This window comes from Stappia taiwanensis (assembly GCF_014635285.1).
GTDB lineage: Bacteria > Pseudomonadota > Alphaproteobacteria > Rhizobiales > Stappiaceae > Stappia > Stappia taiwanensis.
Window position 1 is genome coordinate 546,940 of sequence record NZ_BMCR01000001.1, and the last position, 25,188, is coordinate 572,127.

Sequence of the window (25,188 nt, forward strand, 5' to 3'; positions counted from 1 at the left end):
TGCGGCAAATCCGGTTCCGGTCGCAACCTAATGGATTTCCGCCAGATCGCGAAAAACATTCAAGACAACCTGCTTGCGGTCGAGATTGAAGGCGTCGGCCTCGCGCGCGGCGCGGGAGGCTTTTTCCCATACCTCGCTCACCCTGACAAGGCGGTCCAGCGGCACGTCGGCCCCGCCGTGCATGGACTGGTGCAAGTGCTCATCGACCAGCGAGCGGAACAACTGCCAGGCATCCTCCGCGCCATTGGCGGCAACCGCATCGGCGAAGCCATGCAACCGGGCAATATCGGGCCGGGGCAAGGCCTGCGCCAGTTGGCGGAACCGGTCGGCCAGATCGAGCGCGCCGCTGCCAGCGAGCTGGATTGCCTTGCGCAGGCTCCCTTCCGCCAGGGCCGCCGCACGCCGCGTCTCGTCGCCATCGGCGCCGCTCACGCCAAGCCGCTGCAGCCCTTCGGCGATTTGCGGCTCGCTCAAGGGGCGCAGATTCAAGGTCCGACAGCGGGAGCGAATGGTCGGAAGCAACCGGCCCGGCGCATGCGCCAGAACCAGGAACAGAGATTGGCGCGGCGGCTCCTCCAGCACCTTCAGCAAGGCGTTCGCCGCATTGGCGTTCATGTCATCGGCGGCATCGACAATACAGATCCGCCAGGCACCACCAGACGCCGTCCCGCCAAAGAACGGCACCGTCCGGCGTATCTCATCCACGGTCAGGTCCTGTTTGAACTTGTCCTTGGCTTTGCGTTTGGCATCGTACGGGCGGCGCAGATGCAGCAGTCCCGGATGCGCCCCGGCCACCACCTTGCGCGCGTCCGGATGATCTGACGACAGCGCAAGATCCGTGGCGGCCAACGCCTCCGCCGCATGCCGGTCGGGATTGGCGAAGACGAATTTGGCGAAACGGAACGCCAGCGTCGCCTTGCCGATTCCCTTCGGGCCGGCAAGAATCCAGGCATGGTGCATCCGCTCGGAGCGATAGGCCTCCAGCAGCGCCGCCTCCGCGTGGCGCTGCCCCACCAGGAACGAGGATTCGCGCGGCAGCGGCACGCCGTCGATTGCGTCTGGCTCCGTCTCATGCGCATCAAGAATTGGGGCCAAGGCCATGGAATTAATCCTGTTTCTGTGCCGGCGCCCCTGCGGTAGCGCCATGCGCTCGCCGCCGGAGATCATCGGCGAAGCGATGCTCGACCCCCTCGCGAATTTCGCGCGCCACCGCCTCGGCGGGAAGCGCCCCATCGACGACGATGAACCGGTCATGCTGCGCCTTGGCGAGTTCGAGAAACAACGCCCGGCGCCGGGCGTGAACGGCGGTTTCCTCCGCCTCGAACCGGTCCGGATCGCCGGTCTGTTCCGCTGTCTGGCGTGAGCGCACCCGCGCCAGTCCCACTTCCGGCGGCACATCGATCAGCACCGTCAGATCCGGACGGCGCCCCATGATCGCCAGGGTTTCCAACTGATCGAGGAACGCCGGGTCCACCCCCGCTTCTCCCTGGTAGACCCGGGTTGAATCGGAGAACCTGTCGCACAACACCCATTTGCCCGCGGCAAGCGCAGGCAGTATCCGCTCATCCATATGGTCGGCGCGGGCGGCGGCGAACATCGCCGCTTCCATCTGCGGACCGAGCGCGCGGATCTTGCCGGAGAGCAACAGACGCCGGATCGTCTCCGCAGCCGGCGAGCCGCCGGGCTCCCGGGTCACCTCGACCGGGATGCCCGCCTCCTGCAGAAAAGCAGCCAGGCGCGCGATCTGGGTGGACTTGCCCGCACCCTCCCCGCCTTCGAAGGTGATGAAACGTCCTTCGGCCGGCACGTTTCCCGCAGTCATCGCATCATCCCTTGTCGAGCCACCAGCCAAAGAGGGTTTCCCGTATCGCATCCATGGCCCGGTCGCTGACACTGCCTTGCGCAACATTGCCGGCGGTGACGAGCGGTGCGCGGAAGCGCACCTCTCCCTCGTGCAGAAGGCGTAGCTCGCCAATGCTATGCCCCTCACGGACAGGCGCCTTCAGCGGCCCTTTGTAGACCACGCGCAGCCGAAAGGCGCGCCGGTCGCCGCGCGGCAGCAGCACCCGAACCGGCTCGACCGTTTTCAGCGCCACCGCCGAAGCCGTGCCGCCGAACACCCGAGCCTCGGCGACGGTATCGCCGGCCGCATAGAGATCAACCGTTTCGAAGTCCTTGTCCACGCTCTCGAAAAGCCGAGCAAGCGCTTTTGTGCGCGCTTCGGCCGAAGAATGACCTGCCACCACGCCGATGAACCGGCCCTCGCCACGCAGCGCCGACCCAACCCCATTGTAGCCCGAGCGTTCGGACGTGCCGGCGGTGAACCCGTCAAGCCCCCGGATTTCGCCGATCAGCGGATTCCGGTTGCGCTGGTAGATGCCATTCCAGGTGAACTCTTCCGCGCCATAGAGCGGATACCAGTCCGCATGCCGGCCAAGGATGTACCCGGCCAGAAGGGCAAGGTCGCGACTGGTGGTTACCGCCTCGGGCGCGTCGAACCCCGCCGGATTGGCGAACCGCGTTCGCGTCATGCCGATCTCCTTGGCCAGCGCATTCATGCGTCCGGCAAATTGCGTCTCGTCGCCGGCCAGCCCCTCGGCCAGGGCGATGGCGGCGTCATTGGCATTCTGGATGATGAGGCCGCGCAGGAGGTCGGCAACCGGCACCTCGCTGCCCAGCCGGGCAAACATGGTCGGCCCGCGCGCCGGCGCGCCGCCATCGCGCCAGGCATGTTCGCTGATTTTAAGGGTCGTCTCCGGCGTCACCTCACCGCGGGAAAGCGCCTCGAAGACCACGGCCGCGGTCATCAGTTTCGCACTGTCGCCAGGCGCAAAGGGCGCCTCCGGTGCCTCGCTGGAAAGCAGCGTGCCGGTGCTGGCATCGACCAGATAGGAAGACGTCACCTGATCGGCCGCGAATGCCTTGCCGGACGGGATGACGCCGGGCAGGAGTGGAGCACACACAAGCGGCATGGCAAGCGACAACGCCATCGCGGACTTCAAGATGCGCGGCAGCATTCAACCTCTCCTACCGGATCGCACGCTCGCAAGTGTCACGAATGCCAGATCCGCAGGCGAGCCTTGTCGTGCGACAATAGCCGGGCCCTCGCTCGGGCACCACCGGCGATCTCAGACATGATCCGAGCTCGAAAAGCAAACCACAAATGGCCGAATGCGAAAACCGCAAGGGCTTTCGCATACGAGATGCTTGGGAGTTCACCGAATCAAAGGAGGCGCTTAGCGATCCTGAAGCGCAACCAGCTTCAAGGGAGCACCGCCACCGACACTCATGACCGCCTCATAAGCACCGGCGATGCGCGGCGCGGCGCGGAACGACGACACCGCAGAGCCCGCCACGAACGTGCGCGGCGCAACCTCCGGCAAAGCATGCCCAGCCCCAGCCGGCGCCAACGTGCCGGCATTGGGAATGGCCAGATCGCCAGCGGACGCCACCGTCACGCTCTGACTGGTCGTCTCGTAGGCCACGGCTGGATCGAAGGCAGCGGTGACCGTGCGCCCAAAGGCGACCCTTGCGGCAAGCACTGCTTCATAGGGCCGCACACGCGGCACCGGAGCCGGACCGACAAGCGCCGCCGGCAAGGCCGGCGCGGCCTTCGGCTCGGCCATCGCCAACATGGTGCCCGGCATCGTACCACCCGGCTGGCTGGCACCCGGACCCTGATAGGAGGCCATCAGATACTCGTGATCGCGGCCATCCATCCGGGCCTTGCCCAGATATTCGATCTTCACCTTGGCAACGCCATTCGACTTGTAGTCAAGCATGGTCGCCGCCCGCTCGGACAGGTCGATCTTGCGATTACCGTGGAACGGACCGCGATCATTGACGCGAACGATCAGCGAGCGCCCGTTCTTCAGATTGGTCACCCGCGCATAAGACGGTAAGGGCATGGTGGTGTGCGCAGCGGTCAGCGCATTACGGTCGAAGATCTCGCCGTTGGCGGTCATCCGGCCATGAAAGGTCGGCCCATACCAGGATGCCAGACCGACGGCCTTGTAGTTCGGATTGGCCTTCGGCTTATACCACTTACCGGCCACCTTGTAGGGCTTGCCGACCATGTAGCGGCCACCACCCTTGGGCACGGCCTTGCCATCGGCCACCACCTTGGGGCTGGCCGGAACACCGTACTTCTTCTCGCTGAACTTGACTTTCTTGTCGCTTGAGGAGGTCGTCCCGCAGCCCGCCAGCGCCAGACACAGCGCCGACACCGCCAGCACAGCAACGGTGCTCCGGTGATTTTGGGGGAAGGTGACGCCGTTGGTGTTGCCAACGGGCATCCCGGTCTTGCCGCTCTTGATCATGCTGCCCTACTCGATACCTGAACCGGCCACGCGCCTTTTCGGCACATCTCTCGCTTGCCAACGCAACGCACACACTCAGGCGCGCGAAACCGCGGGAAAACCAACCGGTTGGACTCCTGCATTCGACCCATCGATGCCGCCCCCCCAATGGCGCATCGCAAGATAAAATACGGCTACAGGTATTACTTTAGGGTGAAGCCGGCGTCGAGGTGCCGCGCACGTCTGGATTGCCGTTTTTCCACAGGGTGATGCAAAATTGCCTCAGTTTTCTCGCCATCGAGGGCCGAAAGCGGTGTGCAGCGCCTCCCCCAACCGTTGCGAGCGATACGCCACACTGTGACGCCGATCACATCCCGAGACCGCCCCACCCTCTACAACACAGGACGTGGCGCGAGCCCCCGCGCCCCAACGCCGGACCAACCGGCGCAAACCGCCGATCCGGTCGTCCCTGCCTCGACCTTCCGGATCGGCGGTTTTTTTGTTCGCGGGCCCGACAGCGTATCTTCAAGGAAAACGTCACCTTCGGCGAGCGAGGGCGCCGGCGACGCACGAGTTTCCCGTGCAAGCGCCTTGACAAAAAGACCCATTCCGCCGAAACGAGAGACCTTCGCGGAAGAGTGGCCGAGTGGTTGAAGGCACCGGTCTTGAAAACCGGCAGGCGGGTAACCGTCTCGTGGGTTCGAATCCCACCTCTTCCGCCATTTTTGCACTGTCCGCCTGCGGTTCTGGTGGCCTGGCTCACACCTCCCGCGTTGTCCCTCATATTGACAACCACCACCATCAACCACACAAAAGCGAATTATCCGCGCGTATGTCACCACAAAGCCCACACGCGCCGACTGGTCCCGGAGCAAGGCTGTCATGGATTGCGAAGACGGCCTCTATCTTTCCGTTTATGCGCATGTCGACCGGCTCTGCCGCACCCGGAACATCCCTGTCCGCCACGATCAGAACATGGCCCTCTGGCGGAAGACGGGGGCACATGTAGAGCTCCTTAGATACTGGGAGTTTGAACGCTACTCGGGACAGAAGCACCATTCAGCCTCTTTCGTCGACCGGGCGCAGGCACTTGCCCTCGTTGATACCCTTCTGCTTGAGGCCGGCGTTCGGCGGGATCAGCTCATGGCCATCATCGGCACCCCGGGCCTGTCCACGCAAGACGACCGCCTGTTATGCCAGGAGGGCTTCAATCCCCATACGGCCGCGCATCTTTTCGGCGCGCTGTTGTTTGATACAGAACGCTATTTCCGCGGCGACATGATCGGCCTGGCGATGGACGGCGGCCCGGACGCGGTTCTGACCCGGCCCGGGATGGGAGACCCGATCTATGCCGGAGCGGTTGTCCGCCAAGGCAAGACGAAGCTGTTTCCGGTCCCCTCGCCCGGTCCTTTCTGGTCGGCGATGCGGACGGTGACCGGGATGGAAGAAGGATCGCTGATGGCGTTGGGCAGCGCCGCAACCGTTGAGCTTGTCGCTCCTCCCTCGCCTCCGCCCCTCGTCATGACAATGAGGGACTTCAAGGCGGCATTCGACTGGGTGCGACAGCTCCACGAAGAGGTTTCCGCCCTGACCGCAGATGACCGCGAGACACGCCATACAGGCTTCGATCCGCGCTTCAGCGAAGCGGAGAACCGGATTTCCATTCTGGCCAAGATCGTCCAGGCCCGATCCATCCAGCAGGTCTGCGACACGCTGAAGAAGATCATCCACACCGAGGGGCTGGATCCTGCCGCCACCACCCTCGCCATAAGCGGCGGGTTTGCGCTCAATTGCCGCGCCAATTCCCAGGTCATGCAGCATTTCGGTTTCGCCCGCTTTCAGGCGCCACCGGCGGTTAACGACAGCGGTATCTCGCTGGGCTACGGATTGCTTTATTTCCTCCGGAAGATGCAGCGCTTCCACTTCAGGGGCGGACCGGCAGGCATGGGGGCGCTTGCGACCGCCCTCCCCCAGAACGATCCACCCGACCTCGATAGGATCCTGGATGATCTGATGGCCGGCCCGGTGGTCTGGATCGAGGGCGGCGCCGAAATGGGCCCCCGCGCCCTTGGCCACCGGAGCCTGCTGGGAGATCCGCGAAATCCGGCGGTGAAGGACCGGCTGAACCAGATCAAGCGGCGCCAATGGTGGCGACCGGTGGCGCCGGTCATTCTCGAAGAGCATGTCGATGCATGGTTCGAGAGGGCAGATCACTCTCCCTACATGCTACGCACCTTCACCCTTCGCCCCGAACGCGCCGCACAGGTCCCGGCGATCTCTCATCTCGACCGGTCCGCGCGCATCCAGACACTGGCGCGCGACGAGGCGCCGAGGCTCTACGGCGTGCTCACCGCGTTTCATCAGCGGACCGGCGTGCCGATGGTGTGCAACACCTCGCTCAACGACAGGGGGGAACCCATCATCAACACGCAGGACGAAGCCCTTGCCTTTGCCCGGCGCCGGGGTGTTCGCATAGTCTATGTTGATGGCCGGCGCCATGAAGTGCCAGCGGATGGGATGGAGGATGCAAGCCCCCTCCCCGAACGACGGCACGCGGCGCTGTTCCGCCACGATGCCTCGCAGGACGACCGCCTGGAATGCGAAGAGAACCCGCACGGCCTCGACCGGACGGCTCTGGCCATGCACAGGTTCCTCCCCGCATTCCAAGCGCTCGACATCCGCGACAAGGCCGATGCGGAGCGCCTGCGCCGCCATTCCCGCCGCCTGGCAAGAACAGAGTTCCTGCCCTGGGAGCTTATCCTGTAGCGCCGGCCACCTGACTGAACCGGGGTGTCAACGCGCTTAACTCGACCTTCATATCGGCCGTGGGCGAGAGCACCAGCTTGCTGGTCAGCCCCATGCGGTCCGCCTCTGAGGTTGTCCAGGCGAACCGGTCGAGCAGCACCGCCAGAACCGTTGCCATCTCGTACATGACACTGCGCGCCGCCACACAGGTATGGCGCCCGGCGGCAAAAGGCAGGAACGCCATGGGATGCTTCAAGGGCCGCAGGAACCGTCCAGCATCGAAACTGTCCGGATCGTCCCACAAGCTCCGATGGCGATGGACCGCGTAGATCGGAATGACAATCACGCTGCCTTGCGGAACCTTCCGGCCGCACAGTTCCGTCTCCTGCGCTGCTGTACGAACGGTGGCCGCAGACGGCGACAACAGCCGCATCGTCTCCCGGAACACCGCGAACAACGTCTTCATTGTCGTGATGGCATCCGTCGAAAGGCTTCCCGCCTCGGCCACCGCCTCGCGGACTTCATGCCGGAGACGGGATTGCAGCTCCGGATCCTGCCCCAGGATCCAGAAACACCAGCTCATGGTCAGCGCCGTGGTTTCCTGTCCGGCATAAAGCAGGGCAAGCCGGTTGTCGTGCAGGTAAGGCTCCTCCAGCGGTCGCGGTCGCGGTGGGGTCGCGCCGGCCAGATCCACCCCGGCGATGGCCTCCGGGCCCGGGCCTCGGGCTTCACAAGCGACCGCCAGATCGTGGATATGCCGCATTGCTCCGCGCAGATCGCCAGCGTGCTGCATCCGCACCAACCCCTCCGCCATTCCCGGCAGATCGTACGGGGTCTCCCCCTCCGCCCCATCGCCGACCAGGGTGCGGTAGACGACATCGACGGAAATCGCCGTGAAGAAGCGCTCGATACCGTCGACCGGAGAGCTGGCGCAGGCCTGCAAGGTCACATGCCGCGCAACCTCGACCAGCAGCGCCCACCGGCTGCTATGGAACAGGGGATTGATCGCCCGGCGGATTGGCAACCAGTCCTGATCATTGGCGGCGAAGATCGTTCCCGTGCCCGTTTCACGGGCGGCGGAATGACGATAGATCGGCAGCCACTTGGGAAACTCCGCTTCCCTTTCGACGATCACCCGCTTGATTTCCTCCGGCGCCGCCAGCAACGCCACGGTCTTGCCCGCCTTCTCGCCGATGCAAAGGGGCTCGTCCAGAATTTCCGCCGGCCAATTCGTCTCCGGAGACCGACATGCCCTGATCGGCGACCCAAGGCTCGCCTTGGTTCCGTTCAGCGCGAGCTTCGGCACATGGATCATCAACTGGCCTCGAATGGGTAGGGAAAGAGGAAGATCTGGCCAACGGTCTCGATCATGCGCAACCAGCCTTCAAAGGAGGACGCGCCTGCCAGATGTTTTTCCGTCGGCCGGAAGAGCGTTGACCACCCGCCGCTGTAGAGGCGGCAATGGGTGCAATCCACATCAGGGGTGCAGCATTTCACCTGCCTGGCCGTGCCGGAGGCATCGAAATACCGCAAGGGCTCGCGAATGCGTGAACCGCAGTTTTCCGCAAGACCGCTTTCCGGGTCCATTTCATAAAGCGGCCCCGGCTTGGTGATCAGGTCGCAATATTCTTCCGCAAACAGCACCGTTCCGGGAAACCGTTGCATCGCGCTGCGAATAGACTCTGATGCCTTCTTCAGGTCGTCATCGGAAAATACCGGCCGCGTCCGAGTTGGCCCGAGACGAAAATAACTCGAATCCGCCGGAGCCCCCTTGTCGAGCTTCTCCAGATACGTCTTCGTCGGCGAGAACATCGAGAAGGTGACCTTCAGGCCATGGTCTTCACTTGCCTGCACCACATCATTGATGTCGTCCAAGTTCCACGGAGACAGGGTGAACAGCATGATGGCACGCGGATCGCCTGCATAGTTCCGCATTGCCTTGCGCAAAACCGATCCACCGCGCAGCACCGCATCGTCGGTTTCGTTACCCCAGACGGAAACGCCAATACGAAACCGGACCTCATCCGGGATACGGATCGTTCCGTTCGTACCTATCTTTCCGAAGCGGATGTTGCGCGATGCTGCTTTCAGCCGCTCGGGATAGAGCGCCGGCTCGGCGCCGACGAGATAGGCCATCGACACGCCGCGTTCGCGTTCGCCCGCGAAGAACGTGCTCCACGCCGTCTCACTCATCTCCGCGCTCGCGGACTTGCGGGCGGCATCCTCGAAATAATAGCAGCCCTCGCACCAGAGATTGCACTTCTGGCTGACCTCATAAAAACTCGGACGTCGGAATGCGCGAATAATCCGCCGGGCGTCCCCATAGCGCTGTTCCAACCCCGGATAGTCGCGGACAATCTCCCGGATCCGCCCCTGGATATAGCGCGCCTGAGCCGCTGTCGTATCCACGCTCGCGGCGCGGCGGGTGCGATCCGCAACCTTGCGCGGCGTCCCGAGAGCATCACGCTTGCGGCGTGTGTCGTCTGGCTGTTCGTGGGTCACTTATGGATGATCCCAAAGAGTGTGTATCGTCGACCGACGTACCCAGACACATAGGAGCGTTCGCTCATCCAGTCACCACATCTTATACTTATACGTGTACTGATGTCACGTGCATTCATTAGATTGATCTCAGCAACATTGGTAACGGCGTGACATGGATCAGGGGTCAAAGCGACAGGTTGGCGGGGCTAGCGCCGAGGTTACGGTGCACGAAACCTGAAGGACCGGACGCATGATCGTGTGGCGCAGAGCGCGCATCCAAACCAATACGACAGATGAGCAGCAGAGGGCGTGACGATTACCACACCTCTTCCACTGTTAAAAATATCAATAATCGCCCCATCAACAAGAAACCGACTCAGCGGCGATCCGCCGCTTGCCTCGTCCCGCAACCGCGGAACAACTCTTCGAGGAGCCCGGCTCCAAGGCAAAGATTTTCCGGGCTGGATTGCAAGGTCGCTTCCACGAGCTTGCCATAGGCCCCGATCCACTGTTTGATCCACGCCTCGCGATCAAGGGAGTAGTCGGCATCCGGCAGACGGACCAGTTCGATCCGGATTCGGCCGTCGGCAAGATAGGATTGCACCCAGTAGCTCGGAAGGTTCATCTTCCAGGCAAGCTTGGGAAGAAAACTTGGCACGCGTAGCGGCGCGAAATCAAAGACCTGAAGCTCTGTGGTATTGGCTGCCAGGGCTTTTTCGTCCATGCTGGCAGCTCCCGGTAGCACCTGATCCAGAGTGGCTGCAACCGGAGAGCCCGCGCGAACTGCGCGGAGCAATTCGCGCGTCGAAGCCATATCAGCCCCCAACCGCAATGCAGCCCTCGTGACCAGATGATCGCGTCGCAACTGCGCGTGAGCAGACGCCACACGAAGCTTCGGGAACGATTGCAGAAGCCGCCATACGACTGCGTTGGGCCCCTGATGTGTGCCAGCCACCAGAAACGGTCCCGACCGTCGCTCGTGTTTTTCCAGAACGCCTATGTCGGGAAAATCAATCAGGTCAGCAAGTTCATCCAGTTTCTCCGGGTACTCCGTATAGCAATGAGAGACGGCCTGTCGGACAGTCATTCCCTTGAGGATCTGCTTCAACCAATGTTCGTAGGCGCCATCGGGTGGAGATGAAATCCGTCGTGCAATCGCAACGTCTTCGGGATGGAGACGCATGGGCCGGAGGCCATCCCCTCGCAGGATCGCTTTCAGAGAAGGCCCTCCTGCTGCCGAAGAGATGTTCTCTGGGATATCTTCGACGTCGTTTTGTTTAAGAAACCCATGTTGGATGGAGACAAAATAATGCCTGTTCGCAGCTGTTAAATTCTTGAGAGACAATGCCGCATCCACGGTTCTGGCGAGAGCAGGCCCGTCATTGCGCAGCATCTGCAATACACACATGCGTCTCAGGAATTGCTCCTTTACGTGAAGCGCCGGCGCCGTGACGATCGCCTCCTCAAGCCTTGGCAGCAATGCGTCGGCCTCGGTGCGCCGACCGTCCATGACAAGCTTGCCTGCCAAGTCGAAAAGATGGGGCGCCCGAAGCTCGGGGAAGCCCCGCACCAGATCAAGGCAACGATCGAGCTTGTTGATCCGGAGAAGAAACTGGAAAAGATAGCCGAGGACCTCGACCGAGTTCGGGTTTTCCCGCAAGAATCCCACGAGAATGACAGCTACGCCGCCGAAATCCAGGTTGAATTGCCGTCTTCTGGCGCGTGCGATCGCGAACGCGCTCGATCCTTTAAGGCCCCCCAGAAGATCGCTTTCAAGCGTCGAAAGATCAACCGGGGCTGCGGGGAGTTCGCAGCAAGCCAAATAGAATGACAGCTTGGCATCGAGGCTGTCCGGAAAGTCGTCAACCCAGCTTCTGGAAAGGTCGATAGCCTTTGAAATCTCCCCATACTGCAAGCAGAGGAGAACTTGCTGCCTACGGCCGTTGTTATCGAGAACCGGTGTGCCGATGAAGCGTCGAAAAACCCCAATAGCGCTGTCGTAGCACCAGTTTTGCACCAGAGCATCGATCAGCCTTTGGGCGACGACAGAGGACTGAGGGACTTGCCGGAATAGGGCCTGCAGTTGCTCGACCGTACCTTCCCGGTCGCTTGTTTGGGCGAGGATGTCCGCTCTCTGATTGAGCAGCTGGGTATCATCGGAAAAGATACTCAACGCTCGGGAATTCGTTGCGAGTGCCTCCTCGACATCGCCACAGGATAGGCAGTGTCCCGCGAGTTGTATCAACGCCACCCGGTTGCGGGGCTCCGTGGCCAACACAGCGTCGAGCAGCGACCTGCTTTCCTCATGCGCACCAGCGAGGCGCAGGGAGATTGCGAGCTGCAGCCGGGCTTCGACGTACTCCGGATGTTGTGCGGCAAATTCCCGCAAATGCGCCACGCTCTCATCCAACCGCTGCGCTTGACGCAGCAAGATTCCTTGCTTGACCTTCAGGTCGAGATGATCGGGGAAAAGCGCCTGTACCACGCCCAATGCGTCCAGCGCCTCGGCAAACTGCTGCCGGTGCGCAAGCGTATCGACCTTGGCGACCAGTGTCGCCCGTTGCCGGGGCTCAATCTCAAGTACGGCGTCGAGCAGCGCCGCGCTTTCGTCACAGGCACCGGCGAGGCTTAAAGAGACTGCGAGCTGCAACCGGGCGTCGACACGCTCCGGATGCTGCGCGACAAGGTCCCGCAAATGCGCCACGCTCGCATCAAGCCGCAGTGCCTGCCGCAGCAGGACGCCGCGCTTGATCTCAAGATCAAGCTGATCCGGATAGAGCCCCCGTGCGACATCCAGCGCAGCCAAGGCCTTCGCGAACTGCTGCCGGTACGCCAAAGTATCGACCCTGGCGTTCAGCGCCGCCCGATGGCCAGGCTCTGCGGCAAGGACAGAATCCAACACCGCAAGGCTTTCATCATGCATACCAATGAGACGCAGCGAGACGGCAAGCTGCACCTGGGCAGCGCCGTGCTTCGGATACCGCGCAACAAGCGCCCGCAAATGCCCCACGCTTGCATCCAGCTGCCGTGCCTGGCGCAGCAGAACGCCCCGCTTGATCTCAAGATCGAGCTGATCCGGATAGAGCCCCCGCACGGCATCCAGCGAAGCCAAGGCCTCAGCAAACCTCTGCCGGTGCGCCAGAGTGTCGACCTTGCCCACCAACGCCGCCCGATTTTCGGGGGCCCCCTCAAGGACAGCGTCGAGCAAGGTCAGGCTTTCCTCATACGCACCGACAAGGCACAGCGAAGCGGCAAGCTGCAGCCGGCCCCGGACATTCTCGGGATCTTGCGCCATCAGCGCACGAAAATGCGCCACGCTTGCCTCGAGCTGCTGTGCCTGGCGCAGCAAAACGCCTTTTTCTATTTCCTGTTTGCTCACGTTGCCGCCGGTTTTTATCTGAGAGTCCTCTTCTCTCCCAGAGCAGACGGTCACTGTCAAGTTGCTATAAATCATAGAGAAACCGCTGAGGTTGCGCGAGAAAACCTGCTGAAACCGGCAATGACTGGAAGACGCACCCCTTGATTTTCAGCGCGCAGATGTGGTCGATTGCCGGGCCTTTTCCGGAGATCCCTCAATGCGTTCCATCTATCCGATTGCCCTGGCGCTTCTTCTCAGCGCCTGCCAGACCATCTCCGGTCCCGTGGACATGGTCCACAAGACCGGCTCGATACATGAGCAGCGTCAGGATGCGGTCGATCAGTGCCGCATTGCGAGCATCAACAAGATCCCCCAGATCATCGGCACCGAGACGGTTGGCGGTAGTTACATCCCCGGGACGACCAATTGCTATGACACAGGGTTCGGAGTGAGCTGCAACACGTTCGGCGGCGGCTACACACCCCCTCAGAGCTACAGTTTCGACGTCAATCAGGACCTCAGGGAGCGCGAGATCCGACGCTGCCTGCGGCGCAAGGGCTACGAGATCTATCAGCGCCCCCTGTGCTCCTCGGATGACTTTCCCTATGATGTCAACGCGCCGCAGCCCCCTGCCGATCGGATCGCCTGCGTCACCTCCTCACTGCTGTAACGCACCGCTCAAGACTTGGAGCGCGCGGGGGGTACTCGGCTCGCGCGCGCCTTCCTTCCTCCTTGGACAGGCGGGAGCCGCACACCGGATCCGCCTGTCCAACCTCGTGCGTTACTCTCCAGCCTGATAGAAGGCTGCCGGCTTGTCTGCCGCACCGCCGAAGGCATAGACCGTGTAGCGTGCGGACGGATCTTGCCCCATGCCGAGCGAGCCCGCCGGCATTCCCGGCACGGCGATGCCCCGTACATCGGGTTTCTCCGCGCGGAGCTTGTCGATCGCCTCAAGCGGCACATGCCCCTCAAGCACGTAAGACCCCATCACCGCCGTGTGGCAGCCTTCAAGATCGGCGGAGACACCCGCCTGTTTCTTGATCGGCGTCAGGTCCTCCATATCCTTGACGGTAACCTGGTAGCCGGCGGCGCGCATGGCGTCGGTCCAGACCTCGCAGCAGCCGCACCAAGGGGTCTTGTAGACGGTCATCGCCGCCCCTTCATCGGCATGAGTGGCTGGCGCGGCAAGCGCGACAAGCGGAGCGGAGACAAGAAGAGCCAGCAGCGGCCCAGAGAGGTGCAGGGAAAGTTTCATGACAGATGACCTTTCGGGTCTTGGGAGTGTGGCAAGCGCCGCCCCTGACGCGATGCATCGTCAGAGGCACCAGCGCGCAGCCGAAGGCGGGCAGTATCGAGAGAGACAGACGGAAGACGCATTGGGTCTCCAATCCCCTTGAACGGAACCATCCGCCCTGTTTAAGGCGGACCCCGTTTCGGTTCAGGAGATCGGAGGTCGCAAGGTCAGCGGCGGCGCGAAGGCAGTGCCCTCGCGCAAGACCAAGGAGCTGTCACGCACCCGCTGGCGCTCCAGGTTCAGCACAGACAGCGGCAGGATAAAGAGGCAATCGGCCTGGCAATGCCCCGCCGCCATATTGTCGGCAAGCTCCGCCAGCGCACAGCACCCCATTGTCGCAGCCGTGCTCATGCCACGATGCCCGGCGGAGATGCCTTCCGCCCTATCCGGCCCCGACATCTTGGCCGCCATTCCGGTGACCACTTCTGATGCCGCGAGCGGACCCGCCGCCGGCAGGGCATGGCCCAGCAGCAGAACCGCACTCAGCAGCAGCACCAAAAAGGTTCTCATGGACCGGGTCCAGCGGGGTTGGGAAAGAAGGTCAGGCAACGTCGAACCACGTATTCATGCCAGCCGCCGCATGTTCAAGCATATGACAATGCAACAGCCACTTGCCCGGATTGTCGCAGATAAAGGCAACCCGTGTCGTTTGCCCCGGGCCGATCAGGAAAGTGTCCCGCCACGGGCGCCCTTCGTCAACCGTGCTGCCGACCCGCTCGGTGATCCGGAAGTGGTGCCCATGCACATGCATGGCGTGGACGAAGGCGGTGTTGTTGATCGTCTCCAGAAGAATGGTCTCGCCACGCCGTGCCCGGAACAGCGGTTCGTCCGCCAGATTGGCCACACCGTTGAGCGCCCACATCTGGCCGGTGCGGCGAAGATCCTCCCCTTCCAGTTGTCGGCCGCGATAGACGATGTCATCGAGCCGCCCCATCATCCCGCCGGTCATGTCGAGGGTGACAGTGCGGGCGGCGCCCATGTCCGGCTCTGGCAGGTCGTTGACCGAAAGCACGGGCGCCGGCGCGCTCTGGCCCGCGGTCCCGGTCACCCGGAAATCGGCGAGCGGATAGGGCTGCCCCTGCGACAGCTCGTCCAACGAAAAATCCTGACCGGCCTCGGGCGTGACCAGAAGATCGACGCGCTGGGCCGGCCCCAGAAGGAACGGTGCGTAGTCGAGCGTCGCCGGCTCTGGCAGAGCCTGCCCGTCATAGGCGAGCACCCTGGCGCCGAAGCTGGCCGGATCGAGTTGCAACACCCGCGCGTTCGCGGCGTTGATCAGCCGCAAGCGATGCGGCCGGTTTGCGGACAAGGACAGCACCGGGCGAATGGCGCCGTTGACGGTGAGCAGATTGCCAAGCCGTCCGCCATGGCTCCAATCCATCAACGCGCCGAAACTTGCCGTCTCAAGCGCGCCGCTGCCATCGACCCGCCAATCGTCCAAGAGCAGGACATGATCCTGCTCGGGGGGAAACACCGGCCCCTCCTCGTCGACGATCAGCGCCCCGTAGAGCCCGCGCGCCACCTGGTTCCAGCTCCGGTTATGGGCGTGATACCAATAAGTTCCGGCATCGGGCACGACAAAATCGTAATCGAAGGTGCCGCCCGGCGGCACCGCTTGCTGGGTCAATCCGGCGACGCCATCCATCGCATTGACAATGCGGATGCCGTGCCAGTGAATGGAGGTCGCCTCCTCAAGCTCATTGATCAGCCGGGCCTGCACGCGCTCGCCCTTGCGCAGCCGGATTTCCGGTCCCGGCGCGCGGCCATTGTAGGTCCACAACGGGGAGACGGCGCCGCGCTGCCCCAGCAGCTTCTGCTCGGCCCGGCGCGCCCGCAGCTCCAGAACGCCATCGGCGGCGAAGGCACCGTGCCAGGTCGCGAGTGAGGTTGCGGCGACCATAGCCGCGCTCTGGGAGAGAAACTGGCGCCTGCCAATCATCATTCGTTCAAACCTGCCATTGGCCGCCATGCGCGGCACCCTCACCGTGTCCCCCAGCGCCGAGGCAGCAAGGTGAGGCTTCCAGCAGGAGGAAGGTCAAGCCCCTTGGAGCATTCGGCCTATTTCTCCAGCGTCTTGCGTCGCTCTTCATACTCGGCGACATCGATCTCGCCGCGCGCAAGCCGTTCGCGCAGGATCTCCTGCGCATCGCTACGCGTTCGCTCTCCGATTCCGCGCCGGGCGAGCCAGATCCCCCCAAGGATGGCGACCCCGATCAAAAGGATCCAAAACAACATCATGAGGCCCATTCTCCATCCTCCTATTCCCGGGCCATCGCCCCACATGTGACCACCAGCCCCCCAAAGACTGCCAGCGGCCTGAGCCGGGGCCGAACCGGCTGAAGCCAGCAAAACGCCAATACTTCCAAAAGTCGCTTTCATCGCGGCCTCCTTGCGCCCCCGATTTTCACCACGGCCCACCGCAAAATCACAACCGGATATTGCGCAACCGCAACGCATTGGCGATCACCGACACCGAGGAGAGGCTCATGGCTGCGGCGGCGATCATCGGCGACAACAGGGTTCCAAACAGCGGATAGAGAACACCGGCAGCAACCGGGACGCCCAGTGAGTTGTAGACAAACGCAAAAAAGAGATTCTGCCTGATGTTGCGGAGCGTCGCGCGGGCCAGCTTGCGGGCACGGACAATGCCATTGAGATCGCCCTTGACGAGGGTCAGGCCGGCACTTTCCACCGCGACATCAGCGCCGGTGCCCATCGCGATCCCCACATCGGCACCGGCCAATGCCGGGGCGTCATTGACCCCGTCCCCGGCCATGGCAACGGAGCGCCCCGCTGCCCGCAGCTCCTCCACCAGTGCCTGTTTGCCCTCTGGCAGAATGCCAGCACGCACATCGTTGATCTCAAGCCGGCCCGCGACCGCGCGGGCCGTGCGCTCGTTGTCGCCGGTTGCCATGATGATGAAAAGGCCAAGCGCATGCAGCTTGCCGATCGCTTCCGCCGTTGTTTCCTTGATCGGATCGGCCACCGCCACAAGACCGAGCAATTGGCCGTCGGCGGCAACGAACATTGCCGTCTTGCCGACATCGCGCAGGTCATCGGCAACCGTCTCCAGACTTGAGGTGGACAGGCCGAGCTGCGTCATCAGGGCCGGATTGCCGAGCGCAGCCACCCGCCCCGCCACCACACCGGTCACGCCCTTGCCGGTCACCGCGTCGAACTCACTCACAGCCTGAAGCTGCAAGTCCCGCGCGCGTGCGCCGTCGACAATGGCATCGGCCAGAGGATGTTCCGACCCGCGTTCGAGGCTCGCGGCGAGAGCCAGAAGGTCATTCTCGGCGCCGCGCCCCTCCCCACCTCCGCCCCTGCCGCCGGCGATGGCAACGACATCGGTCAGCCTTGGCTTGCCTTCCGTCAGGGTCCCGGTCTTGTCGACAATCAGCGTGTCCACCCGGGAGAAGCGCTCCAGCGCTTCGGCATCCTTGATCAGGATGCCGGCCTGTGCCCCGCGCCCCGTTGCCGTCATGATCGACATGGGCGTTGCCAACCCCAGCGCGCAAGGACAGGCGATGATCAAGACCGACACTGCCGAGACGATGGCGAAGATCATCGCCGGATCCGGACCGACCAGCGCCCAGACGGCAAAGGCAATCACCGCGACCAGCACCACAGCCGGCACGAACCACGCGGAAACCCGATCGACCATTCCCTGAATGGGCGCGCGCGAACGCTGGGCCTTCGCCACCATGCCGACAATCCGCGACAGCATGGTCTCCGCCCCGACCCGCTCGGCCCGCATCACCAGGGTTCCGTTCTTGTTCAAGGTGCCGCCGGTGAGCCCGTCGCCCGCGCTTTTCTCCACCGGCACCGGCTCGCCGGTCAGCATGGATTCATCGACGGACGAGCGCCCGTCCAGCACCACGCCATCGACCGGGATTGCCTCCCCTGGCCGAACGCGCAAGCGGTCGCCGGCAATCACCAGATCAAGGGGGACCTCCTCCTCCAGATCGTCCGACCCGAGGCGGCGCGCGGTCTTGGGAGCCAGATCGAGCAGCGCGCGGATCGCCGATCCGGTGCGCTCGCGGGCGCGCAGCTCCATCACCTGGCCAAGGAACACCAGCGCGACAATCACCGCCGCCGCCTCGAAATAGACCGGCACATGCCCCCCTTCGAGCCGGAAGGACGGCGGAAAGGCGAAGGGAAACAGCATCGCCACCACGCTATAGCCATAGGCAGCCCCGACCCCGAGGCCAATCAGCGTCCACATATTCGGGCTGCGATTGACCACCGACTGCACCGCCCGGACGAAGAACGGCGCGGCGGCCCAGAGAACCACCGGCGTTGCCAGCGCGAACTCCACCCACAGGCTGACGCCCTCACCAATCCATGCCCTGAGCGGCAGGCCGAACATCGGCGCCATTGCCAACACCAGGAGGGGCAAGGCACAGGCCGCGCTGATCCAGAACCGCCGGGTGAAGTCGATCAACTCCGGGCTTGGCCCTTCCTCCGCTGCGGGAACACCCATCGGCTCCAGCGCCATGCCGCAAATGGGGCAAGCGCCGGGCGCATCGCGTATGATCTGCGGATGCATCGGACAGGTGTATTTGGTCCCCGCAGGCGCCGGCGCCTTCTGCCCGTCTCCACCCGTGTATTCATCGGGAGCGGCCGCGAACATGTCGCGGCAGGACGTACTGCAGAAGTAGTGGCGCTCGCCGCCGTGATCGAGACTCGGTGCCTCCGGTCCTGGCATGACCACCATGCCGCAGACCGGATCGCGCACCCCATCCCCCTTGCCCTGACCTTCATGCGCCATCGCCAGGCTCCGTCTATCACGATGCGTGCAATGTAGGGCTTCCAGCCGCAGGAAGGTCAATGGTGGCCAAAAATGACTGTTTCAACAGGGGCATGGACAGTGCGTCAATTAGCTCCGGTGCGGAGGATTGACACCCTGGCGGAGCACGCAAAAAAAATGAGCGCGACCTGCACAAAATGGTGACAAAAGCACGACGATGCGCTAATGTGCCGTCCCATAAGAGAGCAAGAAAGCTGCAAGGCTTCCCTTGCCAAAATAATCGGACATCGCGGTCTGAGTCTTGGGAGGAAGCGCCTTCAGGCGCGTCGTTATGACAGCAGCCCGTGTAACAGATTAAAATCTGCTCTGCACGTTTGAAGGTTTGATACGCGAAACCTGAAAAGCAAGGCCTCTGGCCTTGCTTTTTTTCTTTTCAGACCGAAAAACAGAAAAGATGATCGACGAAACCGTCCGAACATCTTTCCCACCCTCTCCCTGCCTCTTTCAATAGGCGGCACTGGGATCTGCCTTCGCGACAAACGTGTTCCGCTTGGGCAGGGAGAGGTCAGCTTCGGGCCGCGAACCACGCCTCCAGAGGCATGATCACCGGCGGCACACCATTGGCTTTTGGCCAGGAATCCACCGCATAGGCAACCCCGCCGGGACGCTCCGCAACGACCGCCGTGGCATGCGGATAGCGCCCATCGAGGAAGAAACCGCGCGCCACCGGCACGCGCACCTCATGATGGCGCAGATAGCCATTGCGGGCGGCCACGAGCAAGACGCTGGTGGTGTTGGTGGCCTCGTCGATACAATCCATTTGCCCGGGCACCCCGGCGTTGTGCAAATCATAGCCGCCAATATCGGCGCTTGATCCGACCTCCGCGCCGATCCGCTTTTCCGACCAGGCAATCGCCCGTGCGATGGCCTTGCGCTCTTCCCGTGCCGATGTCTTGCCCTTGGCCAAGATGGTACGCAAGGTCCGCAGATCCTTTTCCGTGAACTGAACCGGCGTCTTCCGGGCGCAACCGAACGCATGGCACACATAGATCCGGTTTTCGCCGCGCGGCATCACCCCATCATGCGCTGCGTACCAGCTGCCCGCGTGCCCGTTCACCTGGCCGCTGCACCCGGCGGCGAAAAGCAGGCTCAGCGCCAGCGCCGGCATTGCCCTAGACCGTCCTTGATGTCTCATTCTTCCTCTCGATCATTCCTCAGGTGTTATCTCCTGTTTCGTTGCCTCTGACCAGCCGACGCGCTACATCCCTCGCAGAACCGCCACGCGCCAGGGCGGAGCGCAGATCACGACCGCGCTCCCCCGCCGCGATGGCCCCTTCCCTCATCCACGCAAAGCGAAGGATCTCATGACGATGCAGCCTGTTCATGTTATCGGCGGCGGCCTCGCCGGTTCGGAAGCTGCCTGGCAAATCGCCCGGCGCGGCATTCCGGTGGTGCTGCACGAAATGCGCCCCGTAAGGGGCACGGCCGCGCACAAGACCGAGGATCTGGCGGAGCTGGTCTGCTCCAATTCCTTCCGGTCCGACGATGCCGACCACAACGCGGTGGGGCTGCTGCACGACGAGTTGCGCCGGTCCGGATCGCTGATCATGTCCTGCGCCGACGACCATCAGGTGCCCGCCGGCGGTGCGCTCGCAGTCGACCGGGACGGCTTTGCCGCAGCCGTCAGCGCCGCCCTTGCCGCCCACCCGCTGATCACCATCGAACGCGAGGAGATCACCGCGCTGCCGCCGGAGGACTGGGACAGCGTCATCATCGCCACCGGCCCGCTGACCTCCCCGGCGCTTTCGGAGGCGGTATTGCAGGCAACCGGCGAAGATGCCCTGGCCTTCTTCGACGCCATCGCGCCGATCATCCATTTCGATTCCATCGACTTCGACACCGCCTGGTTCCAGTCGCGCTACGACAAGGTCGGCCCAGGCGGGACCGGCAAGGACTACATCAACTGCCCGATGGACAAGGCGCAATACGATGCCTTCATCGATGCGCTGATCGAAGGCCCCAAGGCCGATTTCAAGGAGTGGGAGACCAACACCCCCTATTTCGATGGCTGCCTGCCCATCGAGGTGATGGCCGAACGCGGTCGCGAAACCCTTCGTCATGGCCCGATGAAGCCGATGGGCCTGACCAATGCCCACAAGCCTGACGAAAAGCCTTATGCGGTGGTCCAGCTCCGGCAGGACAACGCCCTTGGCACGCTCTACAACATGGTCGGCTTCCAGACCAAGCTGAAGCACGGGGCGCAGCTTGAGATCTTCCGCATGATCCCCGGCCTTGAAGACGCGGTATTCGCCCGCCTTGGCGGCCTTCACCGCAACACCTTCCTCAACTCGCCGAAGCTGCTCGACGGCACCTTGCGCCTGAAGGCCCGTCCCGCCCTGCGCTTTGCCGGCCAGATCACGGGCTGCGAAGGCTATGTGGAATCGGCCAGTATCGGCTGCCTCACCGGCCTGTTCGCCGCCAGCGAACGGCTCGGCCGCACCCTGCCGCCGCCGCCGCCGACCAGCGCGATGGGGGCTCTGCTCGGTCACATCACCGGCGGGCATATCCTGCGCGACGAACCCGGCCCCGGATCCTTCCAGCCGATGAACGTCAACTTCGGCCTGTTCCCGCCCATCGAGACACCGAAGGCCGACGCCGAGGGCCGGCGCTACAAGGGCAAGGAAAAGTCCAAGGCCAAGAAAGCCGCGCTGACCCGGCGTGGCCGTGCCGATTTCGCCGACTGGATGACAGCGCATGTGCCGCCCGCCACGGCGGAATAAACGCCGCATTCATTCTCGCACGGCGTAAAAAACCCGCCGCGATCCCCTGTCGCGGCGGGTTTTGTTCTTCGCCCCCCCCCCCAAACGGCCGGACATCAGGCCACCGAGGCGGCGGCCTCCTTCGGCTGCGATGGCAGGTCTCCCCCCGCCGGCCGCGGCTGATCTTCGGCCTTGACCTCCGGCAACCCGCCATCGCGCCCCAGATAGGTCACATTGGAAGGGAAGGCAAAGTCCGAACCGTTGGCCTGGACAATGCGGCCAACCTCGAACAGGAGTTCCTGCTGGATTTCCATGAACTGGTTGCGGTCAGAGGTTCCGATGAGGGTGTAGATGCTCACATCCAGAGAATAGTTGCCATAGGCCACGAAGGTGACACGCAGCACCACCTGATCCAGCACCTTGGGATGCTCCGCCATATAGGCCCGGATCTGCTCGATGATCCGCTCCAGTGCCTCCGGGCTGGTCTCGTAGCGCAGGCCAATCGTGTGCATGAACAGAGACCTGTCGCGGCGGCTCATGTTGACGATCTTGAACTTCGCCAGATCAGAATTCGACACCGTGATCAGCGAGCGGTCGAGCGCGCGGATCCGGGTCGAGCGAATGCCGATGGCCTCAACCGTGCCGGACATCCCCTCGAATTCGCAGTACTCACCAACCCGGACCATGCGGTCGGCGTAAAGGATGATGCCGCCGATCAGGTTCTCCAGGGTCGGCTGGGCGGCAAGGGCGACCGCCAGACCACCGACACCGAGACCGGCGATAACACCGTAGATCGGAATGCCGATCCGCGTTGCCCCGTAGCCCATGACGACCACTGACAGCGTGAAGCCGAAGGCACGGAACGCCGTGCGCAACAGACTGGAATCCAGGCTTTCGGCGGACATCGCCGGGTTCTTCATCACCCAGCTCGCGATCAATTCGATAGTCTGGTAGAGGAGCCATGCCATGGTGGTCCACATCAGAACCGTGGTTACGGTGCTGATCACAACCATCGGATCCCCAGTGATGTTGACTTCCTGTTCGACCAAATAGCGGAACGAGGCAAGCGTCGCCATGAACAGAAGCGGGAACTGAAGCCGGCGCACCTGACGGCGGAAGTCTGAGGTTGGAACGGCGCGCCACCGATTCCACCGATGGACCAGCATCAACAGCGTGACCGAGATCACAATCAAAGCCGCAAGTGCAATCCACTGCCAGTAGGTCTGCGACATGAACTCCGTTCGCAACCAAGGCGGACCGGCAAGGATCACATCGTACCAGCGTGGCGCTACAAGATTGCCGGGGGTGTAGATATAATATTTGTAGAGGTCGATCCCCTTGTCCGAACGGGCGGGAAACTGCTTGATCAGTTCATAGTCGTCGGGGATACGCTCCACGGCCTCCCGTGTAACGAGGTAGCTCCCTTTCCCCTCCGTCGCGGCAAATTCGATATCCGTTCCGGGAATGGTCCAGCGGTCCGGAAGGCTGTCGCGGTTCATGTGATAGTCGAACGATCCAGCGCTTTCGCCAGGCACCGTACTTAGCTTGGGCAGGTGAATTCGGTCGAGAATTTCCTGAAACTGCAGAACGATCTCAATGCTGGCGCTCTCGCGCGCGGTCTCGGCAATATCGCCAAGGTCGAAGATCCCGGCAGCCTTGGCGATCAGTAGCCGGACAAGCGCGAGATCCCGCTCCTGCTCCTCGGAAAGCCGAGGCTGTTTGCTTTCCTGAAAGTCCTTGGCCACCCGCATCCAGATGGTTGAGGCCTCGCGCATGATGGCTAGGAAACTGCCGAGTGAAGCGCGCGGGCTCGAGGTGTCCGGCGGAACGATCGGATAGTCGCGCAAATAGCTTTGGATGTCGATCTTGGTAACCGTGCCAGCCGGCTCCGCCGCTTCCAGAGACGAGTCATCGGCCGTTCCAACCACATGCACAGGCGGCGGAACGACCTCTTCCCCCAGTTGTTCGGCGCTTGCTACCGGCACGAGGGGGCTGGGCATGACAATTGCCCCAAGCGCCAGCCAACCGGCGGCCAGCATCCCGCCAAATGATGCCGCCAGCGATCGCCCCTGCTTCCTCATTTCCACCACCCGAAAAATCTCCAACCGAATTTGTAAAGCGATCAATAGCGCAGAATGTTGAAGAGCGGGTTACACCGGCCGCATGTTCTGCGTGCGAGCTTGTGAAGGCTCAGACGCGCTTGCCCGCACGCCGCCAGGACCGCCACAAGATCCACTGCCGACGCAGGCGCGACAGCTCCGGCGGATTGGCAAACAGGTCGAAATCCGCGCGCGCCATCCGCTCCAGCAATGGCTCGACAAGGCAGACTGGAAGGAAAGCCGGCACCACCGCCGTAGGCAACCCATCGATCCGCGCGCGGGTTCTGGCAAGGTGCGAATGGGCAATTCCGGCGAGCTCCCGCAAGGCGGACTTCAGCGCCGGGGTGCACTCTCCCCGAAACACCGTTTCCCGGTCGACCCCATGGGCATCGAGAAGATCGGCAGGCAGATAGAGCTGGCGCCGCGCGGAATGCCAGGGTAAGGCCCGCATCAGACCGGTCAGCGCGTAGGCAACCCCCGCGTGGCCGGCGATCTCGGCGGTATCAGGGTCGGCGCCCCTGGAAAGAACAATCGCGGCAAGCTGGATCAGCGCCGACGACGTCTCGCCGGCATAGCCTTCCAGATCGCCAAGACACGGCATCGGATCGTCATAAAGATCGAAGATCCGCGCATCGATCAGATTGAGAAAAGCGTCGAGCGGCAGGTGATAGGTCTCGATGGTGCGGCGAATGGCTCCGGCCACCGGATGCTGATCCACATCCCCGCCTGCGGAGGCCTGCAAGGCATCGCGCCACCATTGCAGCCGGATCTCCCCGGGCATCGGATCGGACACGATCTCCCGCGCCCGAGCAATCTCCATGTTGAAGGCGTAAAGCGCCGCCAACCCACCTCGCTCGGCCTCGGGAGCGAACAGCAGCGACAGGTATCGGTCAAAATCATGCTGGCGGACGAGCGCCAGACAGTGCTCGTCGCCGGAAGTCTGGTCAGCGCTCATGGGACGACACCTAGGGCTCCACGCGCCTCAGTCCACGGCCAGCAGGACCGTGGCAACGGCACGGTCCTCCGACAGAAGAACATTGTAAGTGCGCACCGCCGCACCGGTGGACATCGGATCGGAGCGAATGCCGGCCTCCCGCAGGGCAGCCTTGAGATCCGCCGGGATCGGCACCAGCGTCTCGCCCGTGCCGACCAACAGCACCTCGATATCCCCAGCTTCCTGGAACACCCGATCCAGCGCGGCGGCATCGATATCGGCGACCGCCCGCGCATCCCAGCCGTAGATCCCACTTGGAACGCAGAGGATCGAACCGCGGTGCGACATTTCCGCGAAACGGAACCCGCCTTCACCATAGGCGTCGATCGGAACCCGTCCCGGGAAATGGGCATCGCGGATCACGATGCCTTCGCCGCGCTTTGCCATATTCGTCTCCTGGCGTCGCC

The 25,188-nt window shown here is 63.1% G+C and carries 19 protein-coding genes and 1 tRNA gene; 4 read left to right on the forward strand and 16 right to left on the reverse strand.

The features are described 5' to 3' along the window. Positions 1-27: 27 nt before the first annotated feature. The 4 genes from IEV83_RS02460 to IEV83_RS02475 all read right to left on the reverse strand — a co-directional run bounded on the left by IEV83_RS02460 (position 28) and on the right by IEV83_RS02475 (position 4,319). Positions 28-1,101: a DNA polymerase III subunit delta' gene (locus tag IEV83_RS02460; RefSeq protein ID WP_181761326.1), complete on the reverse strand. Its 1,074-nt coding sequence runs from the start codon at positions 1,099-1,101 to the stop codon at positions 28-30. A gap of 4 nt (positions 1,102-1,105) precedes the next feature. Beyond that, positions 1,106-1,822, reverse strand: a complete 717-nt coding sequence (tmk, locus tag IEV83_RS02465) for a dTMP kinase (protein ID WP_181761325.1) — start codon at positions 1,820-1,822, stop codon at positions 1,106-1,108. Between the two features lie 4 nt (positions 1,823-1,826). Then, positions 1,827-3,017: a D-alanyl-D-alanine carboxypeptidase family protein gene (locus IEV83_RS02470; RefSeq protein WP_181761324.1), complete on the reverse strand. Its 1,191-nt coding sequence runs from the start codon at positions 3,015-3,017 to the stop codon at positions 1,827-1,829. A 219-nt stretch (positions 3,018-3,236) separates the two neighbouring features. Beyond that, complete coding sequence (locus IEV83_RS02475) at positions 3,237-4,319, reverse strand: septal ring lytic transglycosylase RlpA family protein (RefSeq protein ID WP_280513985.1); 1,083 nt, start codon at positions 4,317-4,319, stop codon at positions 3,237-3,239. Between the two features lie 611 nt (positions 4,320-4,930). Here IEV83_RS02475 and IEV83_RS02480 point away from each other — a divergent pair. Then, positions 4,931-5,020 (forward strand) — tRNA-Ser (locus IEV83_RS02480). 160 nt (positions 5,021-5,180) lie between these two features. Continuing rightward, the gene (locus IEV83_RS02485; RefSeq protein ID WP_181761323.1) at positions 5,181-7,064 is read left to right on the forward strand and encodes a carbamoyltransferase C-terminal domain-containing protein; all 1,884 of its coding nucleotides are present in this window, start codon (positions 5,181-5,183) and stop codon (positions 7,062-7,064) included. On the opposite strand, the gene IEV83_RS02490 is transcribed toward IEV83_RS02485, so the two are convergent. The 3 genes from IEV83_RS02490 to IEV83_RS02500 form a co-directional block, all read right to left on the reverse strand. Then, a complete protein-coding gene (locus tag IEV83_RS02490) occupies positions 7,054-8,358 on the reverse strand; it encodes a cytochrome P450 (protein ID WP_181761322.1) in 1,305 nt (434 codons plus the stop codon). The genes IEV83_RS02485 and IEV83_RS02490 overlap by 11 nt on opposite strands. Continuing rightward, positions 8,358-9,545, reverse strand: a complete 1,188-nt coding sequence (locus IEV83_RS02495) for a hypothetical protein (protein ID WP_181761321.1) — start codon at positions 9,543-9,545, stop codon at positions 8,358-8,360. The genes IEV83_RS02490 and IEV83_RS02495 overlap by 1 nt, the downstream gene beginning before the upstream one ends. Before the next feature lie 358 nt (positions 9,546-9,903). Further along, entirely contained in the window at positions 9,904-12,960 is a 3,057-nt protein-coding gene (locus IEV83_RS02500) for a tetratricopeptide repeat protein (protein WP_244628055.1), read from the reverse strand. A 142-nt stretch (positions 12,961-13,102) separates the two neighbouring features. On the opposite strand from IEV83_RS02500, the gene IEV83_RS02505 reads away from it, so the two are divergent. Beyond that, positions 13,103-13,555 carry a hypothetical protein gene (locus IEV83_RS02505; RefSeq protein WP_181761319.1) on the forward strand — a complete coding sequence of 151 codons (453 nt, stop codon included), beginning with the start codon at positions 13,103-13,105 and terminating at the stop codon, positions 13,553-13,555. A gap of 111 nt (positions 13,556-13,666) precedes the next feature. Here IEV83_RS02505 and IEV83_RS02510 read toward each other — a convergent pair whose 3' ends face one another. From IEV83_RS02510 to IEV83_RS02535, 6 genes are all read right to left on the reverse strand, one after another. Beyond that, positions 13,667-14,140 carry a DUF411 domain-containing protein gene (locus IEV83_RS02510; RefSeq protein ID WP_181761318.1) on the reverse strand — a complete coding sequence of 158 codons (474 nt, stop codon included), beginning with the start codon at positions 14,138-14,140 and terminating at the stop codon, positions 13,667-13,669. A 183-nt stretch (positions 14,141-14,323) separates the two neighbouring features. Then, the gene (locus IEV83_RS02515) at positions 14,324-14,689 is read right to left on the reverse strand and encodes a hypothetical protein (protein WP_181761317.1); all 366 of its coding nucleotides are present in this window, start codon (positions 14,687-14,689) and stop codon (positions 14,324-14,326) included. Positions 14,690-14,720: 31 nt separating this feature from the next. Then, positions 14,721-16,121 (reverse strand): multicopper oxidase family protein, encoded by a 1,401-nt coding sequence (locus tag IEV83_RS02520; RefSeq protein WP_244628031.1) that lies wholly within the window; start codon positions 16,119-16,121, stop codon positions 14,721-14,723. 116 nt (positions 16,122-16,237) lie between these two features. Further along, positions 16,238-16,426 carry an SHOCT domain-containing protein gene (locus IEV83_RS02525; protein WP_209002940.1) on the reverse strand — a complete coding sequence of 63 codons (189 nt, stop codon included), beginning with the start codon at positions 16,424-16,426 and terminating at the stop codon, positions 16,238-16,240. 178 nt (positions 16,427-16,604) lie between these two features. Continuing rightward, entirely contained in the window at positions 16,605-18,950 is a 2,346-nt protein-coding gene (locus tag IEV83_RS02530; protein WP_181761316.1) for a heavy metal translocating P-type ATPase, read from the reverse strand. A gap of 544 nt (positions 18,951-19,494) precedes the next feature. Next, the gene (locus IEV83_RS02535; RefSeq protein ID WP_209002941.1) at positions 19,495-20,124 is read right to left on the reverse strand and encodes a hypothetical protein; all 630 of its coding nucleotides are present in this window, start codon (positions 20,122-20,124) and stop codon (positions 19,495-19,497) included. A gap of 175 nt (positions 20,125-20,299) precedes the next feature. Here IEV83_RS02535 and trmFO point away from each other — a divergent pair, with 175 nt between their 5' ends. Next, a complete protein-coding gene (gene trmFO / locus IEV83_RS02540) occupies positions 20,300-21,709 on the forward strand; it encodes a methylenetetrahydrofolate--tRNA-(uracil(54)-C(5))-methyltransferase (FADH(2)-oxidizing) TrmFO (RefSeq protein WP_181761409.1) in 1,410 nt (469 codons plus the stop codon). A gap of 95 nt (positions 21,710-21,804) precedes the next feature. Here trmFO and IEV83_RS02545 read toward each other — a convergent pair whose 3' ends face one another. The 3 genes from IEV83_RS02545 to IEV83_RS02555 all read right to left on the reverse strand — a co-directional run bounded on the left by IEV83_RS02545 (position 21,805) and on the right by IEV83_RS02555 (position 25,168). Beyond that, positions 21,805-23,688 (reverse strand): mechanosensitive ion channel family protein, encoded by a 1,884-nt coding sequence (locus IEV83_RS02545; protein WP_181761426.1) that lies wholly within the window; start codon positions 23,686-23,688, stop codon positions 21,805-21,807. Positions 23,689-23,878: 190 nt separating this feature from the next. Then, positions 23,879-24,742: a phytoene/squalene synthase family protein gene (locus IEV83_RS02550; RefSeq protein WP_181761427.1), complete on the reverse strand. Its 864-nt coding sequence runs from the start codon at positions 24,740-24,742 to the stop codon at positions 23,879-23,881. Positions 24,743-24,769: 27 nt separating this feature from the next. Then, a complete protein-coding gene (locus tag IEV83_RS02555; RefSeq protein ID WP_181761428.1) occupies positions 24,770-25,168 on the reverse strand; it encodes an Mth938-like domain-containing protein in 399 nt (132 codons plus the stop codon). Positions 25,169-25,188: the final 20 nt, after the last annotated feature.